At 55.2% G+C, this 18,634-nt stretch carries 12 protein-coding genes; 9 read left to right on the top strand and 3 right to left on the bottom strand.

All coding sequences use genetic code 11. The features are described 5' to 3' along the window. Positions 1–52: 52 nt before the first annotated feature. Complete coding sequence (locus K7H21_RS24455) at positions 53–2,203, bottom strand: carbon starvation CstA family protein (RefSeq protein WP_223035424.1); 2,151 nt, start codon at positions 2,201–2,203, stop codon at positions 53–55. 502 nt (positions 2,204–2,705) lie between these two features. On the opposite strand from K7H21_RS24455, the gene K7H21_RS24450 reads away from it, so the two are divergent. From K7H21_RS24450 to K7H21_RS24425, 6 genes are all read left to right on the top strand, one after another. Continuing rightward, positions 2,706–4,388 carry a ShlB/FhaC/HecB family hemolysin secretion/activation protein gene (locus tag K7H21_RS24450; protein WP_223035423.1) on the top strand — a complete coding sequence of 561 codons (1,683 nt, stop codon included), beginning with the start codon at positions 2,706–2,708 and terminating at the stop codon, positions 4,386–4,388. Between the two features lie 88 nt (positions 4,389–4,476). After that, positions 4,477–12,363 (top strand): two-partner secretion domain-containing protein, encoded by a 7,887-nt coding sequence (locus tag K7H21_RS24445; RefSeq protein ID WP_223035422.1) that lies wholly within the window; start codon positions 4,477–4,479, stop codon positions 12,361–12,363. A 289-nt stretch (positions 12,364–12,652) separates the two neighbouring features. Continuing rightward, positions 12,653–13,324 carry a hypothetical protein gene (locus tag K7H21_RS24440; protein ID WP_227507311.1) on the top strand — a complete coding sequence of 224 codons (672 nt, stop codon included), beginning with the start codon at positions 12,653–12,655 and terminating at the stop codon, positions 13,322–13,324. Between the two features lie 359 nt (positions 13,325–13,683). Continuing rightward, positions 13,684–14,775, top strand: coding sequence for a VENN motif pre-toxin domain-containing protein (locus tag K7H21_RS24435; RefSeq protein WP_462442479.1), 1,092 nt, complete (start codon positions 13,684–13,686; stop codon positions 14,773–14,775). Continuing rightward, positions 14,772–14,990 (top strand): hypothetical protein, encoded by a 219-nt coding sequence (locus K7H21_RS24430; RefSeq protein WP_004128582.1) that lies wholly within the window; start codon positions 14,772–14,774, stop codon positions 14,988–14,990. Before K7H21_RS24435 ends, K7H21_RS24430 begins: the two co-directional genes overlap by 4 nt. 105 nt (positions 14,991–15,095) lie before the next feature. Then, positions 15,096–15,731, top strand: coding sequence for a ParB/RepB/Spo0J family partition protein (locus K7H21_RS24425; RefSeq protein ID WP_223035421.1), 636 nt, complete (start codon positions 15,096–15,098; stop codon positions 15,729–15,731). Here K7H21_RS24425 and K7H21_RS24420 read toward each other — a convergent pair. Continuing rightward, positions 15,677–16,812, bottom strand: a protein-coding gene (locus K7H21_RS24420; protein WP_208431119.1) for an IS3 family transposase whose coding sequence is annotated in 2 segments (ribosomal slippage) — positions 15,677–16,566 and positions 16,566–16,812 — 1,137 coding nt in all. Because the reading frame shifts where the segments join, the coding sequence is not laid out codon by codon here. The genes K7H21_RS24425 and K7H21_RS24420 overlap by 55 nt on opposite strands. A 158-nt stretch (positions 16,813–16,970) precedes the next feature. Here K7H21_RS24420 and K7H21_RS29095 point away from each other — a divergent pair. The 3 genes from K7H21_RS29095 to K7H21_RS24405 are packed head-to-tail and all read left to right on the top strand — an operon-like array spanning position 16,971 to position 18,034. After that, positions 16,971–17,516: a hypothetical protein gene (locus K7H21_RS29095; RefSeq protein ID WP_228299424.1), complete on the top strand. Its 546-nt coding sequence runs from the start codon at positions 16,971–16,973 to the stop codon at positions 17,514–17,516. Next, on the top strand, positions 17,513–17,815 hold the full coding sequence (locus tag K7H21_RS24410) for a hypothetical protein (protein WP_142445031.1): 303 nt from the start codon (positions 17,513–17,515) through the stop codon (positions 17,813–17,815). The genes K7H21_RS29095 and K7H21_RS24410 overlap by 4 nt, the downstream gene beginning before the upstream one ends. Before the next feature lie 54 nt (positions 17,816–17,869). Next, a complete protein-coding gene (locus K7H21_RS24405; protein WP_185910491.1) occupies positions 17,870–18,034 on the top strand; it encodes a hypothetical protein in 165 nt (54 codons plus the stop codon). Positions 18,035–18,112: 78 nt separating this feature from the next. Here K7H21_RS24405 and K7H21_RS24400 read toward each other — a convergent pair whose 3' ends face one another. Beyond that, a complete protein-coding gene (locus K7H21_RS24400) occupies positions 18,113–18,625 on the bottom strand; it encodes a 4-hydroxyphenylacetate 3-monooxygenase reductase subunit (protein ID WP_049112551.1) in 513 nt (170 codons plus the stop codon). Positions 18,626–18,634: the final 9 nt, after the last annotated feature.

Raw genomic sequence — 18,634 nt, 5'->3', positions numbered from 1 at the left:
AAACATTCGTTTGTGTAGACCGGATAAGCGTAGCGCTATCCGGCATTAAGGTTTAGTGATGGGAAGAGGTCTTCACGCCGCCTTCCGGTACCGGCACGTACGGGGTCTCCTTGTCGGTACGCACTTTATTGTTGCGCACGTTGAGCCAGGTTTTGATGCCGTAGAAAATGATGCTGTAAACCACCACCAGGAACAGAATGCTCAGACCCGCGTTGGTGTAGTTGTTCACCACGATATGGTTCATGTTGGCAATCTGCTGCGCGGTCAGTTCGCCGCCGGAAGCGATCTTCTCTTTGTACTGCTGCGCCATGAAGAAGAAGCCTTCCATCTGCGGGTTGGTGCTGAACAGTTTCAGACCTAGCGCCCAGGTGGTGCACAGTAGCAGCCAAGCGGCCGGGATCACGGTGACCCAGATATATTTGGTGCGCTGCATTTTGACCAGCACCACGGTGCTGAGCACCAGCGCCACGGCGGCCAGCATCTGGTTAGAGATGCCGAACAGCGGCCACAGGCTCTTCACGCCGCCCAGCGGGTCGACCACACCCTGATACAGCAGGTAGCCCCACAGGCCGACGCAGCCCGCGGTACCGATAACACCGGCCACCAGCGAGTCGGTTTTCTTGAGGAACGGCACGAAGTTGCCCAGCAGATCCTGCAGCATAAAGCGGCCTGCACGGGTACCGGCATCCAGCGCGGTGAGGATAAACAGCGCTTCAAACAGAATACCGAAGTGGTACCAGAAGCCCATATCCGCCATCGGGATGATTTTGTGGAATACGTGAGCGATACCCACGGCCAGCGTCGGCGCGCCGCCCGCGCGGTTCAGTACCGACGGTTCGCCGATATCTTTCGCGGTTTGCAGGATTTGCTCAGGAGAGATCACAAAGCCCCAGGAGCTAACGGTCGCCGCCGCGTGCGCGGTGACATCCCTCAACTGCGCGGCAATCAGCGCGGCGTTTTCACCGCCCATTTCGTGCAGGTTCGGCATGGTAATGCCGAGGCCAGCCGGTGGGGTGTTCATGGCAAAGTAGAGGCCCGGTTCGATAATCGATGCCGCAACCAGCGCCATGATAGCGACGAAAGATTCCATCAGCATCGCGCCGTAGCCGATAAAACGGGCATCGGTTTCGTTGGCCAGTAGCTTCGGCGTCGTACCAGAGGCGATCAGGGCGTGGAAGCCAGAGACCGCGCCGCAGGCGATGGTGATAAACAGGAACGGGAACAGGGCGCCTTTCCACAGCGGGCCGGTACCATCAATGTACTGGGTCACTGCCGGCATTTTCAGGTCCGGGTTGAGGATAACGATCCCCAGCGCCAGGCCGACGATCACGCCGATTTTCAGGAAGGTGGCCAGATAATCGCGCGGCGCCAGAATCAGCCATACCGGCAGCAGCGCGGAGATGAACGCGTAGCCAATCAGGGTAAAGGTAATGGTGGTGTCTTTAAAGGTCAGCGCCGGGCCCCAGTACGGGTCGTGGGCAATGATGCCGCCGAACCAGATGGATGCCACCAGCAGCACGATACCGATAACTGAAACTTCACCCACGCGGCCAGGGCGCAGGAAGCGCATATAGATACCCATAAACAGGGCAATCGGCACGGTCGAGCAGACGGTGAATACGCCCCACGGGCTTTCCGCCAGCGCTTTCACCACGATTAACGCCAGCACTGCGAGGATGATGATCATTATCAGGAAGCAGCCGAACAGCGCGATGGAACCCGGCACCGGACCCATCTCCTGCTTGATCATTTCTCCCAGCGAGGCGCCGTTACGCCGCGAGGAGATAAACAGCACCATAAAGTCCTGCACCGCCCCGGCCAGCACGACGCCCGCCAGCAGCCACAGGGTACCCGGCAGGTAGCCCATCTGCGCGGCGAGCACCGGCCCTACCAGCGGACCGGCGCCAGCGATAGCGGCAAAGTGGTGGCCGAACAGCACGTAGCGGTTGGTCGGGACGTAGTTCAGGCCATCGTTGTTTATGACCGCTGGCGTAGAGCGCGTAGGGTCGAGCTTCATCACCTTTTGCGCGATGTACAGGCTGTAATAACGGTAGGCGACGAGGTAGACGGAAACCGACGCCACCACGATCCACAGCGCACTGACGTGCTCACCGCGGCGCAGAGCGACGACTGAGAGGCAAAATGCCCCGATGATTCCGAGAATCACCCAAGGTATGTGCTTGAGTAGTTTTTTGGTATCCATAGTAAAACCTGGCGTTAATTAGATTAATAATTGGCCGAAGCCGTCTGGTTTTGTGTTTGGGTTGGTGGAGGTATTGATTAGCTATGCTGGCTCCGATCTTGCCAGAACGCCGTGTGCGTAAAGTTGGGTAAATCGGTGAGTGGTTATATGCGGGGTTAAGCGGTCGCTAGCCGGGGTAAGCGGTTGGCTATGAAGTGAGCAGGAGGAAAATATGTGATTGAGATCACAGGGGTTTGTGGTGTGGCACGAGTCATACCAGCGGCAGATTATATCAATTCAAACTCATTATTCTCATTTCGTAATGAATTCACATTTCACCTTTATTACTGAAATATATTCACCGATCCAATAAAAATATCCCGCAATTGATGAATTCGCCGTTGAATTATTATTGCGGTGATTGCCTTATTAATATGAGTTGATATTTGTGTGCGTTCGCATGTATTTAATTGCCATTATTGAATGCTTGTCATCGACATGGATAGCCCTAGCTTAAAAAATAATGAATAAATGGAGTTTAATTCATAAGGTTTTTATTATCTCTGCGCTGCCAGTGTGGGGGTACGCCGCGCCTGCGGATACCGTACGTGAGCAGCAGTTCATCAACCAGCAGCAGCGCCAGCATGCCCTGGAAAGTCAGATCGCGCCGCCGTCACCGGATATTCATTTATCCGCGGAAGGAATAAATGTCGATAATGGGCTATTTCCCGTAGAACAACCTTGCTTTGCTATTTCTCAGGTTATTTTGCAGGGCGCCGAAGCCTTACCGCATTGGCTTCCGCTCCAGCGCCAGAAAAATAAAGTGATTGGGCGTTGTCTGGGAGGAAAGGGAATAAATCTACTGATGGCCCAATTGCAAAATATATTAATCGACCGCGGTTATATCACCAGCCGGATCCTTGCTCCGCAGCAGGACTTAAAAAGCGGTGTTTTACGCCTGGTAGTGATGCCGGGATATATCCGTGAAGCCAGGCTTACGGCGCAGAGCGATGATTATCTGTGGCTGGCGAGCGCATTTCCGGCGACTGATGGGAAACTGTTGGATTTGCGCGATATTGAACAGGGGCTGGAAAATCTGCAGCGCCTGCCGACGGTACAGGCCAGCATGGAAATTGTTCCGGGCGAGATGCCGGGGCAAAGCGATATTGTCATTAACCGCCAACAGGAGCGCTTCTGGCGCGTCGACGCCTCGCTCGATGATTCCGGCTCTAATGCCACCGGCCGTTATCAGGGGAACCTGACGCTGTCACTGGATAACCCGCTAGCCTTAAGCGATCTTTTTTACCTTTCCGGTTCACATAACCTCGATGGCAACGGCGGTAAATCCTCGAAGAACCTGACCGGCCACTATTCGGTCCCGCTGGGCTACTGGCAGTTCCTGTTAACCGCCAGCCAGTACGATTACGTGCAAACCGTGGCGGGGGCTAACGGCGATTACCAGTACAGCGGTAAAAGCAAGAACGTTGATTTCCAGCTTAGCCGCGTACTGCACCGTAGCGGTAGTCAGAAGACCACTCTTAGCGCCGATGTGTTAGCCCGCGAGCAGCAGAACTTTATTAACGACACCGAGATTGCCGTCCAGCGGCGGCAAACGGCGGCCTGGAAGCTTGGTCTGCAGCATCGCCATTACCTTGGCAACGCCACTCTCGATGGCGGAGTGAGCTACCAGCGCGGTACCCGCTGGTTCGGCGCTCAACCCGCGCCGGAAGAGCAGTGGGGGGAAGCAACCGCCCTCAGCAAGATCCTGCAATTTAATGCTCAGCTCAATTTGCCTTTTGCCTTGGGCGGGCAACGTTTTCGCTTTACCAGTCGCTATCAGCGGCAGATGAGCAGCACGGCGCTGACTTCGCCGGATATGTTTTCCATCGGCAACCGCTGGACGGTTCGCGGCTTTGACGGCGAGCGCACCCTGACCGCCAGCCACGGCTGGTACGTACGTAACGATATCGCCTGGTCGACCCCGTTACCGGGGCAGGAGTTTTATCTGGGAGCGGATTACGGCGAAGTCGGCGGCGCAGGCAGTGAAACGCTGGTGGGCAAACACCTCGCCGGAGGCGTGGCAGGGCTGCGCGGCCAGTACCTACGCGCCAGCTACGACCTGTTCGCCGGTATCCCTTTAGACAAACCCGATGGTTTTAAAACCGAACCGGCAACTTTTGGTTTCAGCGTCAGCTGGAGCTACTGACTTTTACTCACGCGCCGTCCGGCGGCGCGTGCTGCGCACAGGGATGATTTTCCGCGCCGCGGTGGACAACGGATGACGAGTAACGGCAATGAATAAACGCTTTTATCGAATCGTATTTAATAAGGCTCGCGGGATGCTGATGGTAGTGGCGGAAACGACCCACTCTCATCGGGCGGGCGTGTCGCCGCAATCCGGCGCCGACGCGCGAACCGGGTCGACGCTGACGTCCACCCTGGCGCCGCTGGCCTTTGGCTTTCTGCTCGCGTTTTCCTGTCTCACCCCGGTTCAGGCAGCGATTGTCGCCGATAACCCTGCGCCTGGCGGCCAGCAACCGCAGATCGTCAATAGCGCCAATGGCACGCCGCAGGTCAATATTCAGACACCGAGCGGCGCAGGCGTTTCGCGCAACGTCTACAGCCAGTTTGACGTCGATGGGCGCGGCGTGGTGCTGAATAACAGCCACGCCAGCACTTCAACCCAACTGGCCGGGATGGTCGCCGGTAACCCGAATCTGGCGAAGGGGGAAGCCAGAGTGATCCTCAACGAGGTGAATACCCGTGATCCGAGCCGGCTGAATGGCTATATCGAGGTTGCCGGGCAGAAAGCGCAGGTGGTGATCGCTAACCCTGGCGGAATTAGCTGCGACGGCTGCGGGTTTATCAATGCCAGCCGCGCGACGCTGACGACAGGTCAGGTGCAGTACAGCAACGGGCAGATTAGCGGTTACGATGTCAATCGCGGCGAAATTATCGTACAGGGCGGCGGGCTTGATGCGAGCTCGGTAGACAGCACCGACCTGCTCGCCCGCGCGGTGAAAATCAACGCCGGGGTTTGGGCGCAGGAGCTAAAGGTCACAGCAGGGCGTAATCAGATCGATGCGGCGCACAGTCGGACGACGGCAAAATCAACCGACGGCAGTGCGGCGCCAGCGGTGGCGATAGACGTCAGCGCGCTGGGCGGGATGTACGCCCATAAAATTCGTCTTGTCGGTACCGAGCGCGGCGTAGGCGTTCACAATGCCGGCAATATCGGCGCGGCGACGGGGGACGTAGCAATCAGCGCTGATGGCGCGCTCAGCAACAGCGGCATGATTCAGTCCGCGCAGAATCTGCAACTGTCCGTTAAGGGCGATCTTCACAACCAGGGCCAGCTGTACGCCGGAAAAGATAGCCTGGTGACGGCCAGCGCGACGCTAACCAATGACGGCATTATCGCCGCGCAAGGTGATACGCGGATTGCCGCCAACGCTTTGCGTAGCGTGCAAAACAGCACGCTCGCCGCCGGATTAAATAGCGATGGTTCTTCCGCCAGCAGCGGCGCGCTGACGCTGAATAGCCAGACTTCGCTGGCGCTGAATGGCCGCAATATGGCGGCAGGGACGCTGACGGCGCAGGGCAGGGCGGTGGATCTTGATAACAGTCGAACCTCGGGGGCGCGGATCGTGGTCAGCGCCGCGTCCGGCGATATCACAACCCGAGATGCGGTGGTGGCGGCCAGCGAAAAACTCCAGTTGGCCGCCAGCGGTAAACTCAAAAACCACAGTGGCCTGTTGACGGCCAGCCAGCTTGAGCTGAAAGCAATGGCGCTGGATAACCAGCAGGGCGTAATCCAGCACACGGGCGAGGACGATCTACGCCTTGATTTTCGCGCGGGATTGGATAACCACGGCGGAGAGATTGCCAGCAACAGCCATGCATTGACGCTCAGCACCAGCCAGTTGCTCAATCAAAACGGAACGCTGTTGCATACCGGCAGCGGCGGCATGTCTATTACCAGCGATGGCGTGCTGGACAACGGCCAAGGCACTATTGCCGCTAACGGCAATATCGTTTTGTACTCCGATAACATTAATAATCGCAGCGGTAAAATCAGTACGACGCAAGGCAATGCCCAGCTCACTACGCGTCATGAGCTGGAAAATTCACAAGGGAATATCGTTGCTGGCGGTAGCCTTTCTCTACAAGTAGCAAGCCTTCGGAACCAGCAGGGGCAATTGATTGCGGCGCAGGGCGACCTGGCCATGAGCGCTGAAGGGGGGCTGGATAACCGCGAAGGCGTTCTTGCCGCAAATGGCAATATCAAGCTTGACGCCGACAATTTGACCAACCATGGCGGAAAAATCAGCGCGGCGCAGGGCGACGTTCAGCTCACTGCGCGCCATGGGGTGGATAACTCGCAGGGGAATATCATCGCCAGCGGCGACATCCGGCTACAGGCTGAAAATCTTAACAATCGTCACGGGCAGGTTGGCTCGGCGCAGCGGGGCAGCGTCAACCTGAAGACGAGCGGTTTACTGGATAATCAGCAGGGCACAATTACCGCCGTTGATGTCCTGCGTATTCACAGCGCCGCTGTTGATAACCGTCAGGGAGAACTGCAGTCCGGCGGTAACCTGAACATCACCATCCACAATCGGGGGCTGGATAACCGGCAGGGGCAGATCGTCTCCGCCGCCGCTCTGGATATAGCAGGCGTCAACCTGGCGCTGGCTAATACGGGCGGGACGCTACTGGCCGCGAGCAAACTTATTCTCGATGCCGATTCCCTCAGCGGCGATGGCGAGGTGCTCTCTCAAGGCGATATGTCACTAACGTTGCGTCAGGCGTTTCATCACGCCGGGATGATCATCGCCAACGGCAACCTGCAGTGGAATCTCTCCGGATTGGCGCTGATTAATCAGGGGGTTATCAGCGTTGGCCAGGCGCTCAATCTCTATGCGGCGAAGCTGGATAACCGTCAGGAAGGTGAAATCAGCGCTGGCGAGAACCATTCGACGGTTAATGGCGAGTTAGTCAATCGGGGGCTGATTGACGGTGGTTTAACCCATATTGTCGCCACAACGTTAACCAATATCGGTAGCGGGCGCCTGTACGGCGACGCCGTCGCGCTGCAGGCGGCAACGCTGATTAACGCCGCGGAGAACGGCGTGGCGGCGACGATTGCTGCACGAGCATCGCTGGCAATGGGCGTCGGCACGCTCAATAACCAGGATCACGCGCTGATCTTCAGCGACGGTACGCTCGCCATTGGCGGCCAACTTGCCGAAGACGGTTCGCTCAGCGGCCGGGCGGGAGTCTTTAATAACCACAGCGCAACGCTTGAGTCCGCTGGTGATATGGCGCTCGATATCCAACAAATCAATAACTACAACGACCATCTGGTGACGAAAGATGTGATGGTCGAGCAGTCATGGCGCCATGAAGCGGCGCTGAAAGGATCGGTACAGCGCTTCGACTGGTCGCTGGTCGATACCAGCTATAAAAACAAATACGGCGTTCACGACGCCATCATGCCGGACGGTAGCCGCGGCGATGAGTTCTATGAATATCAGTACCAGCGTACCGTTGTGGAAACGCAGGTGGTGGAAAGCGATCCCAGCAAAATCCTCTCCGGCGGCCGGCTCATCATCAACAGCGATAAGCTGAATAACTACGACAGCCAGATTATCGCCGGAGGAGCGCTTGGTGGCGTGATTGGCGAACTAAACAATGTCGCCACGACCGGTAAACGGGTGACCACCGACGTCGGCACCCAGACTCGTTGGTATGAAAAAAAGACCAGCCGCCCGTTTGGCGGCACCAAAACCAGCCAGGGGAAAAAAAGCAGCGAATATGAACCGACGCCAACGGTTCAGACTATCGATCTGCAAACCATGAAGTGGCAGGGCAATACCCCAATTGATGGCCATAGCGGTGTGATTACCCCGCGCGATCGCGCCGATGAAACAGGTGAACTACCCGCCGGACGATTGGTGGAAGTGACGCCGGTTAACGCTGACGGAACGGTTATTCGCGTCGTCACGCCGGATACCCGTCTTCCTGTCAGCAGCCTGTATCAGATCGATCCGCAGGCTACTGCGGGCTATCTGGTGGAAACCGATCCGCGTTTTACCAACGGTAAAGCGTGGCTCGCCAGCGACTACATGCAAAATCAGCTGGGCGTTGATCAGGCGATGAAGCGGCTTGGCGACGGCTATTACGAACAGCGGCTGGTGCGTGAGCAGATCGTTAAACTGAGCGGCGGGCGCTACCTGCAGGGCTACAGTAACGATGAAGAGCAGTACCGGGCGCTGATGGACGCGGGCGTCGCCTTCGCCAAACAGTACAACCTGACGGTCGGGGTAGCGCTGACGCCAGCGCAGATGGCGCTGCTGACCAGCGATATGGTCTGGCTGGTCGCCAGAGAGGTCACGCTAACGGATGGCTCTGTGCAACAGGTGCTGGTGCCGCAGGTTTATGCGCGGCTTAAAGCGGGCGATCTTGATGGCAGCGGCGCGTTGCTCGGCGGTGAAAACGTGGCGTTCAGTGTGAGCCGTGATGTGACCAACAGCGGGCACATCCACAGCCGCGGCGTGACGCAGCTAACCGCGGAAAACATTCATAACAGCGGCTATATCGGCGGCAACCAGCTTACGCTAAACGCGCGCACTGATATCAACAATATTGGCGGAACGCTGCAGGGCGGCGATAGCCTGAACGCGCAAGCCGGGCGTGATATCAACAGCGCCAGCACCCTCGGCGGCGGCCCAGGTAATGTCAGCCTCGATCGGCCTGCGGGGATTTATGTCCAGAATGAAAACGGCCAGCTGGGGCTGCAGGCGTTACATAACATTAATCTGACGGCAAGCATGGTGAGTAACAGCGCGGCGGGCAGCCAGACGCAGATTATCGCCGGCAACGATCTCAACCTGCAGACGCTCGCTACCACCCACAGCGAAAGCGGAAATTGGGGGAAAGGCAACGATCGTTCTTTGACCCAGCGTAGCGATATCGGCACGCAAATTAACGGCGGCGCGGTGGCGCTGTCCGCCGGCCACGATATGAATGCCCGCGCCGCCAGCGTGACGGCAACCAGCAGCCTGACGGTTGCCGCCGGCAATGACATTAACCTCAGCAGCGGCGAGTCCTCATGGCATCTGATGGAAAACAGCCATCAAAGCAGCAGCGGCCTGCTGGCTCGCCGCTCGCTCACCACTCACGATGAAGTGTGGGCGCAGAACGCCATCGGCAGCAATTTTAGCGGTGACAGTATTGTGATGCAGGCCGGGCGCGACCTGCTGGTATCCGGCAGCGGTGTTGCCGGTACCCAGGAGGTCAACCTTGTGGCGGGGCGTAACCTGACCATCGCCACCGCCGAGGAGAGTCGCCAGGAAAACCATCTACGTAAAGAGAAACATAGCGGCTTTTCCGGCACCGGCGGTGTTGGCTTCAGCGTCGGCAGTTCGTCGCTGAAAGCCACCGACGCGACGACAACGCTGAGTAGCGCCGCCAGTACCGTCGGAAGCTCACAGGGCAACCTTAGCCTGAGCGCCGGTAATGTGTTGACGGTTCAGGGATCTGACCTGGTGGCCGGCAACAATATGGCGTTGACCGGTAAAACCGTGAATATTCTGGCAGCGGAACACCAGAGCACCCAGACCCATACCGTGGAGCAGAAAACCAGCGGCCTGACGCTGGCGTTATCCGGGATGGTGGGCAGCGCCATTAATACCGCGGTTTCCAGCGCCAACCAGGCCAGCACCGAGAGCAATGGTCGTCTCGCCGCGCTGAGCGGGCTGCAGTCGGCATTATCGGGCGTACAGGCGTATCAGGCATCGCAGATGCAGACTGCGGATTCCAGTCCGGAGAGCATGATAGGGGTCAACCTTTCCTGGGGTAGCCAGTCATCGAAATCCACTCAGCGACAAACGCAGAACACCAGCCGCGGCAGTAGCCTGATGGCCGGCACCAATCTCAGCATTATCGCCACTGAGACGGATATCAACGTTGAGGGCAGCCATCTGCAGGCCGGCGGCAGCGCGTTACTCAATGCCGCGCGCGATGTGAATTTATTCTCTGCGGAGAACGCCAGCACCCTGAGCGGTAAAAATGAGAGCCATGGGAGTTCGTTTGGCGTCGGTATTAACTTCGGTCAGGGCGCGAATGGGCTGACGGTCAGCGCCAGCGCCAACACCGCGAAGGGCCACGAGAGGGGCAACAGCCTGACCCATAACGAAACGACCCTCAGCGCCGGTGAGCGGATGACTATCGTCAGCGGTCGCGATACGACGCTGACCGGGGCGCAGGTGAGCGGCCATCAGGTGACAATGGACGTCGGGCGTAACCTGACGCTGAGCAGCGAGCAGGACAGCGATAACTACGATTCGAAGCAGCGTAGCGGCAGCGTGGGGGCGAGCGGCAGCATGGGCGGCGGTTCGGGTTCTCTCAACCTGAGCCAGAGCAAAATGCACAGCACCTGGGCGTCGGTGGAGGCGCAGACGGGGATTTTTGCCGGCGAGGGCGGTTTTGATGTGAAGGTGGGCGGGCATACGCAGCTGAATGGCAGCGTGCTGGCGAGCACGGCGGCGGCGGAGCTGAACCGGCTGGATACCGGGACGCTGGGTTTCCGGGATATTAAAAACTCTGCCGAGTATAGCGTGGAGCAGCAGAGCGCGGGGGCGAGCACGAGCGGTAGCGTGGCGGGGCAGTTCCTGGGGAATGCGGCCAGTGGTCTGCTGATGGGGGCGAACGGCAGCGGCAGCGACAGTTCGCTGACGCGGGCGGCGGTGAGCGAGGGCAGTATTGTAATTCGCGACGGCACGAGTCAGCAGCAGGACGTGACGGAGTTAAGCCGGGATGCGGCGCATGCGAACCAGACGCTGAGTCCGATATTTGATAAGGAGAAAGAGCAGAACCGGCTGGCGGTAGCGCAGAAGATAGGTGAAATCGGGCGCCAGGTGAGTGATGTGCTGGTGACGCAGGGCAAGCTGAACGCGCAGGCGGCGCAGGGCGACCCGGCTGCGCGGGCAGCGGCGCGGGAGAAGCTGGTAGCGGGAGGGAATGCCAGCCCGAGCGAGGAGCAAATCAGCGCGCAGGTGAGCCGGACGGCGACGGCGGACTACGATACGGGCGGAAAGTACCAGAAGGTGGCGCAGGCGGTAACGGCGGCGATGCAGGGTCTGGCGGGGGGCAACCTGGCGCAGGCGGCGAGCGGTGCAGTGAGTCCGTATGTGGCGGAAATCATTCACAGCCAGACGACGGACAGCGCGACGGGTAAGGTGAATGTGGAAGCCAATGCGATGGCGCACGCGGTGTGGGGAGCGATAGCGGCGGCATCGGGAAATAACAGCGCGCTGGCGGGGGCGGCAGGCGCGGTGAGCGGCGAGCTGCTGGGCCGCTGGATAGCGGCGGAATATTATCCGGATGTTAAGACAGAAGAGCTGTCGGATGAGCAGAAGTCGACGATAAGCGCGCTGAGTACGCTGGCGGCGGGACTGATGGGGGGGCTGAGCGGATGCAGCAGCGGGGATGCGGTGGCGGGGGCGCAGGCCGGGAAGAATGCGGTTGAGAATAACTCTCTGGCGCATGTGCTGGCAGCTATAGAGGCCAACAAGCCGAGAACAGTTGAGTCATGGACAAAAGAGCAGCAGGAGCAAATCAGGGAAGCGTGCAGTGGTGGAACGCCGGTGTCATGCGAAACGGCAGTAGCCGCAATAGGTAGTGCAATGGCATGGCCATTATTACCGGGAGCAGCAGCAACAACCAGCTTGATAGGTGCTGGAGCTAATGCTGGAGTGGGCTTGCTGATTAACGGTGAAGTAAATCCAAATGACGTTATTCTGGGATACTGGACCGGTGCATTCACAGCAGGAACCGGGCTGTGGGGAACGATGGCGGTTAATGCTGGTAGTGGTGCCGCATCAAGTTATCTCAAAGGTGATGATCCTCTGAAAGGTGGATTGATCAGCGGGGCTGCTTCCGGGCTGGGTTATGGTGCAGGTAAACTGGTTGAATTGCCATTTGATAAAGTCCTTAATCCAATGAAACCATGGAAAGACTGGATCTGGACAGATGTTGGAATGGGGATATCCAAACCGCTGCCGATTAATCCAGTGCCAGGTATGGCAGGTAATGCCTCGGGTAGCGCGGCGACAGAAATCCTCAATGATCAAGCAGGTAAAGCAGATGCGAAATTCAAAAAAGGAAACCAAAAATGAATACAAAATCTTTTTTCTTCATTTTTTTCTATCTGTTTTTTGCTTGCAATGTAGCAATGATCGTATTGTTTTTACTTTTATATGTTCTCATTAGAGGTTATCTCTTATTGATGTACCACATCCCATTTGAGCTGGCTTGGAGTGATTTAGGGAAGTATACCAAAGCTGCATGTTTCACAGGGTCATTAATAGCTACTGGTTGTTGGTGGATTTATTATCAGCATTCAAAAAAAGGTAGATACAAGTGACGTGACAGGCACTCTTAGCTTTCAGCTGTAATGATATTGTTGTGGAGAATAATGCTTTCGGAGCGAGTGCTGGAACAAACCTCGGGTTCTGGTTCAGCCAGACGCCAGACTGCGATACAGACTGTAAAGGAAAACTTGCAGAAGATGTGGCAAAAGGGAATGCAGTAGTATCAGCCCATCTGCCAGGTACTGTTGGGTTAGGTATATTGCCAAAGGGGGCTCTGATAACAGCTGCCATCGGTGGCGGAGCCAATACTGCAATACAATATGCCACGACTCGTGAAGTGAATTACACAGATGCGTTGATAGCGACTTGGGTTGGAGCAGCAACCTCAAAAACTGGTTGGTTAGGAACTGTGGGATGGAATACGGCAGGTGGAGCGACATCAAGTTATATTAAAGGAGATGACCCCATAGTTGGGGCTATAACAAGTAGTGTTGGCTCGGGATTAGGATATGGGGTTGGTAAGTATATCTTGAAGCCCTCTGTAAATTCAGCGGGAAAGTGGATAACAGGAGGCTGGGATCCCAAGTTTGATCACAACTGGCTCAAATACGCTGAAATCAAAGGTCAACTTGGTTTATCTAAGGAAATGTTACCAAGTAGAATACCAACCTCTACTAGTAATATGGGTTCATCTATTACATCAGAGATGACAGGAACTGAAATGAAAAAAATTATTGAAGATAAATACTCTAATGGCGGGAAATGATGAAGTCATTGTTTTTTGCTTTCTTTATCATAGCTGTTTCTATGTTTTCCGGAGTTATAATAGCTGAAGTATCATATTTTTTTTACTGTTTATTAAATATTTGGCTTATGGATACATTGAGACAGAATGTTCTGAAATATTAAAGGGTTTGAAAATTGGTGGGATTGGAGGTGGGGTATTGGGTTGTGGGATCATTTTATCTAAACTTATTAAAGTAAAGGGGTTTTAGTCAGTTATAACTTGACCCAGGTTCTTATGAAATACAGACGGTAGTGTTTTCAGTCGTCGGTTTTACCCAAATGCTTACATTCGCTCTTAGTTATCAGTGAACCGCCGATACGGGTGGAAATTACCAGAAGGTGGCGCAGGCGGTAACGTCGGCGATGCAGGGTCTGGCGGGCGGCAACCTGGCGCAAGCGGCGAGCGGTGCAGTGAGTCCGTATGTGGCGGAAATCATTCACAGCCAGACGACGGACAGCGCGACGGGTAAGGTGAATGTGGAAGCCAATGCGATGGCGCACGCGGTGTGGGGAGCGATAGCGGCGGCATCGGGAAATAACAGCGCGCTGGCGGGGGCGGCAGGCGCGGTGAGCGGCGAGCTGCTGGGCCGCTGGATAGCGGCGGAATATTATCCGGATGTTAAGACAGAAGAGCTGTCGGATGAGCAGAAGTCGACGATAAGCGCGCTGAGTACGCTGGCGGCGGGACTGATGGGGGGGCTTAGCGGAGGCTGCAGCGGGGATGCAGTGGCGGGGGCGCAGGCCGGGAAGAACGCGGTTGAGAATAATTTACTCGGCGGTAGTGAATATGCTCAGGCTGCATGGATACGCCAGCACGGCGTCGATATGGCGAGCTGTTCAGACAATCCGAGTGGGGCTGCATGTCAGAAAGCAATGAATGAACGAGATGCCATAGGGTTGGCGCTGGCTACAGGTAGTGTTGCCCTGTTACCGGGCGGAGCTCAGGCTATGTGGGGTCTTGGAGCCGGTGCGAATGCAGGCATCAGTTATCTGGCGGATGGTACGATAGATCCGGCAAATGCGGCTATTGCTGGATGGGTAAACGTTATCAGCATGGGAAATGGTCTGGTGGGTACTGTTGGATGGAATGCGGCAGGTGGCGCGCTGGGGAACTGGATTGACAATAAAGATCCACTGTCTGGTGCACTTATCAATGGTGTCGGTTCGGGCATTGGCTATGGTATTGGTAAAGGGCTCTCATGGGGCGTTAATGCTGGAGCAAACTGGTGGAAAGGTGGTTGGGATCCGAAGTTTAATGCTGATCTGAGACAGTTTACTGAAGTGAAAGGAGATTATGGCCTTTCAAAAGAAATGAAACCAAGTAAGGTACCCAGTTCTTTTGGTGACTTAGGCGGTTCTATTTTCTCTGAAATAACAGGTAAAGGAATCGAGAAAATTTCATCTCCAGGTAGTAATGGAGATGAAAAATGATCAATATCCTTTTCGCTTTATTTTCAATTTTGGCAGGGATACTTTTAGCTGAAATTGCATATATTTTTTTACTTATCGTTGAATACGTAATGCTTGGCAATTTTAACTTTGAACTGGCATCAGCATGGCACTATCTGAAAGTAGGGGCCGGTGGAGGGGGGATAATGGGAATAGGACTTGCTCTGCTTCGCCATTTTGAAGTTAAAGGATTTTAATAGTTGTTGTGGAGAATAATGCGCTGAGTGTGAATCAGCTTGATGGTTTTGCGCAAAGAGCCAGAAACTGCGAGGGCAGCCAGCTGCGAGAACGTTGTCAGGGATATGATCAACCTCAACATAGAGCAGCAGCAAGAAATAGCAACTCTGTGTTCAATCAACCCTCAGCAATGTCAACAGAAGTATGGTTATTTGGTTGAGCAGTGGGAAGTGTTTGATGCCACAATCAGGCGCATGGCTGCTGATGGTACGCTGCCGAATGATTTCAGGTATGCGATGGCACCAGTTTATACGCTGAGTCAGGAAGCCGGTGGCATCATGGCGAGCGAGGGCTGGAAAAAACGCTTTGAGGCGATGGGAATCAGGGAGGAATTCGCAACGGCGATGGCGGCAACTCTCCCATTAGCTATGAGTGGAACGAAAGGAGCTAAAGCATCAACAACACAAGTAGTTACTAAGAATGTTAATCCTGGCTCATTAATAAGCCGACAGAATAGTAATGAAATGTCAGGTTCTCAGGTAAAACGCATTGCAAAGGATATGAAAGCAAATGGCTATAAAGTTGATAAGCCCGTTGATGTCGCTATTGTAAACGGCAAAATGATCATTATCAATGGTCATCATAGAGCCGAGGTCGCAAGAAAGGCAGGTTGGACTGACCCCACAACAGTAGACATTTCCTGTCCTCACGACGAGGCCTGTTCAAAGGCCTCCGGACTGACGCCGCCGAGGTGGCTGTGACGCCGGGTCCGGTTGTAGAACACTTCAATGTAATCGAAGATATCCGCCCGGGCCAGATCCCTGGTTTTATATATGCGTTTTCTGATCCGTTCTTTTTTCAGCGAACTGAAGAACGATTCGGCCACCGCATTATCCCAGCAGTTGCCACGCCTGCTCATGCTCGGCGCCAGGTTATTGGCCCGGCAGAAGCGCTGCCAGTCGTCACTACCGTACTGGCTGCCCTGATCGCTATGTACGATAACCTCGCCGTCCGGTTTTCGACGCCACACGGCCATCATCAGCGCGTCGAGCGCCAGTTCGCGTGAGAGAGTGGGTTTCATCGACCAACCGACCACATTACGGGCGAAGAGATCGATAACCACCGCCAGATACAGCCAGCCCTGCCAGGTGCGGATATAAGTAATATCGGTGACCCAGACCTGATTGGCCCGGACAACGGTAAACTGCCGCTGCACACGATTAGGCGCAACCACTGAAGGTCGGCCAGCGATACGACGCGGAGCTTTATAGCCGCGCACGGCTTTAATCCGGTTCAGTTGCATAATGCGGCCCACCCGGTTTTTACCGCAGATTTCCCCGATTTCGTTCAGGTCGCCATGAACCCGGCGGTAACCGTATACGCCTCCGCTCAGTGAATAGGAGTCACGGATAAGCGTCAGCAGACGCTGGTTATCTTTATCCCGCGCGGAGACCGGGTTATGCAGCCACGCATAAAACCCGGCCCGGGCAACGCACAACACCCGACACATCGTCATGACACCCCATACAGAGCGGTGCTCATTGATAAAGCGGTACTTCAGTCGGGCTCCCTTGCAAAGTACCGCGCGGCCTTTTTCAGTATGTCCCGTTCTTCCTCAGTGCGCTTCAGTTGGGCCCTGAGCTTCAGGATCTCGCTTTTCGCTTCCAGTAAATCACGGGCATGCTGCTCGCTGTTATCGGGTTTAATAGCCCGTAACCACTTATAGAGACTGTGTGCTGAAACGCCCAGCCGGTCAGAAACTTCGGCGACGGAATAACCGCGTTCCGTTATCTGACGGACGGCTTCTTCCTTAAATTCAGGTGTAAATCGTGGTGTGCCCATACGCTCCTCCTATGCTCAAACTATAGGGCAGGATCGTCTACCGGGGCGGGGTCAGTCCAACTATAGGGCAGGATCGTCTACCGGGGCGGGGTCAGTCCAAGGCGCTAGCAACAGGGATTTCGGTTAACGACCAGAAAGCGGAACTTGCGAATCTGAAAGTGCTGCAAGCGTCACCGGGCTGTAATGCGCAATGTCAGCAGTTAGTGGCTTACTCAATATCCGAGCTTGAACCGGTAGCAAATAATACGGAACTGCACCAGTACAATAATACTAAAGGTGCACTGGTTGGCATGATTATGGAGCTGGTCGGTGGCGGGTCATCATCAAGCAGCCCAGTATCGCGTCTGACAAGAGAACAGCAGCAGTTAATCAAGAATGCTGAATATATAACGACAGCTAAGGGAATACAGAACCCGTTCCCGCGCGATCTGAATGAAAAAATCGTGTGGAATCAGGTTCGGACAAATCCGGCTTCTGCTGGAGAACCACTTAAGGGAATGAACAAAGCTCCCCGCTTCCCAACATCTGCGGGGTTCCAGAAGATGGAAGCGAAGCAAAAATTATCTGATGGCTCAACAATAACAATACATTATCAATATAATTCATTTACTGTTAAGGCTTATGATATGAAAATTACCACACCGCAGAGAAATGTCAGTGACCCAGCTAAGGTGATTGATTCTATTAAGTACGTTGTTAAATGAAAATAAAAGAAAATGATGGAACACTAATAGATGTCTACGCTATTTACTGGATAAAAGGGAAAACATATTTTTATGGCCTAGTCAAAGATTATGGCTTGTCTGTATTTAATGCAGATAAAGTGGAAATCACTGATCCTACAATGTCTGGTGACTTTATTTTTTTTGAAGACGGTATCTTTTTTAAGCCCCTCATAGCGGAAAAAATATTAGATGACTTGGTTGAGGGAGATCCAGAAACTTACAGGCGTTTTATTGAAATCCTTAAAGCAGAAGGTCGGATAGATCCAAACTTTCTTTAACCGTAGAAAGATCCCGGCCACCGCGCCGGGATCGCGCTATCAGCCTTACCCAAAATGTCCCTTGCCTCGCTTGATCACTGGCAGATCGCCAGTATCGTTGAGTGCCCCCGGAAATGCCTTGATCCACTGGATCATCTTCGGCCTGTTGACGCCTCGGACAGCGCGACGGGTAAGGTGAATGTGGAAGCCAATGCGATGGCGCAGGCGGTGCAGCGCTGACACAGTTTGCACAGCAGGAACGCTAACGCGAATCTGTTTTGCCCCTCCCCGTTATCCGGGGAGAGGCAGGCGAAGCCATTACACCGCGACTTCCATTTCCATCATCACCGGGTGGAAACGGCGTTTAAAGTAAACCAGGCCGTGCCCTTGCGGGCTCAGGGTAATATTGCGGATCTCCGCCAGATATACCAGGTGGGTACCAATGGTTTGCACCTGGCTAATCTCGCCTTCGAGACTCGCCAGTGAGCCTTTTAGCACCGGCTGGCCGAGCTCGCCTTTTTGCCAGCAGCTGAGGCCGAAACGGTCGTCCATCGTCATCCCGGTCATGCCGGCGAAGTGGCGCGCCATCTCCTCTTGCTCGTGGTTCAGCACGTTGATGCATAGCTTGCCGTTGCCCTGAAATACCGGGTTCATCGCGCTGTTGGCGTTGATACAAACCATCACCGACGGCGGCGTATCGGTCACCGAACAGACCGCGGTGGCGGTGATTCCGCAGCGGCCCGCCTCGCCTTCGGTGGTGATGACGTTAACGGCGGCCGACAGGCTGGCCATGGCATCGCGAAAACGCAGACGTTGTTCATCTAATTGCATTGTGACCTC

The organism is Klebsiella sp. CTHL.F3a, assembly GCF_019890895.1.
In the GTDB taxonomy this organism is placed as follows: Bacteria; Pseudomonadota; Gammaproteobacteria; order Enterobacterales; family Enterobacteriaceae; genus Klebsiella; species Klebsiella grimontii.
Note: the sequence above shows the minus strand (reverse complement) of the source record. Positions and strands in the feature narration are given on the sequence as shown.

Excerpts from the sequence above, each read along its gene's own strand:
- K7H21_RS24455 (WP_223035424.1), bottom strand. The coding sequence starts at position 2,203 with ATGGATACCAAAAAACTACTCAAGCACATACCTTGGGTGATTCTCGGA.
- K7H21_RS24450 (WP_223035423.1), top strand. The coding sequence starts at position 2,706 with ATGAATAAATGGAGTTTAATTCATAAGGTTTTTATTATCTCTGCGCTG.
- K7H21_RS24445 (WP_223035422.1), top strand. The coding sequence starts at position 4,477 with ATGAATAAACGCTTTTATCGAATCGTATTTAATAAGGCTCGCGGGATG.
- K7H21_RS24430 (WP_004128582.1), top strand. The coding sequence starts at position 14,772 with ATGATCAATATCCTTTTCGCTTTATTTTCAATTTTGGCAGGGATACTT.
- K7H21_RS24425 (WP_223035421.1), top strand. The coding sequence starts at position 15,096 with ATGATCAACCTCAACATAGAGCAGCAGCAAGAAATAGCAACTCTGTGT.
- K7H21_RS24410 (WP_142445031.1), top strand. The coding sequence starts at position 17,513 with ATGAAAATAAAAGAAAATGATGGAACACTAATAGATGTCTACGCTATT.
- K7H21_RS24405 (WP_185910491.1), top strand. The coding sequence starts at position 17,870 with ATGTCCCTTGCCTCGCTTGATCACTGGCAGATCGCCAGTATCGTTGAG.
- K7H21_RS24400 (WP_049112551.1), bottom strand. The coding sequence starts at position 18,625 with ATGCAATTAGATGAACAACGTCTGCGTTTTCGCGATGCCATGGCCAGC.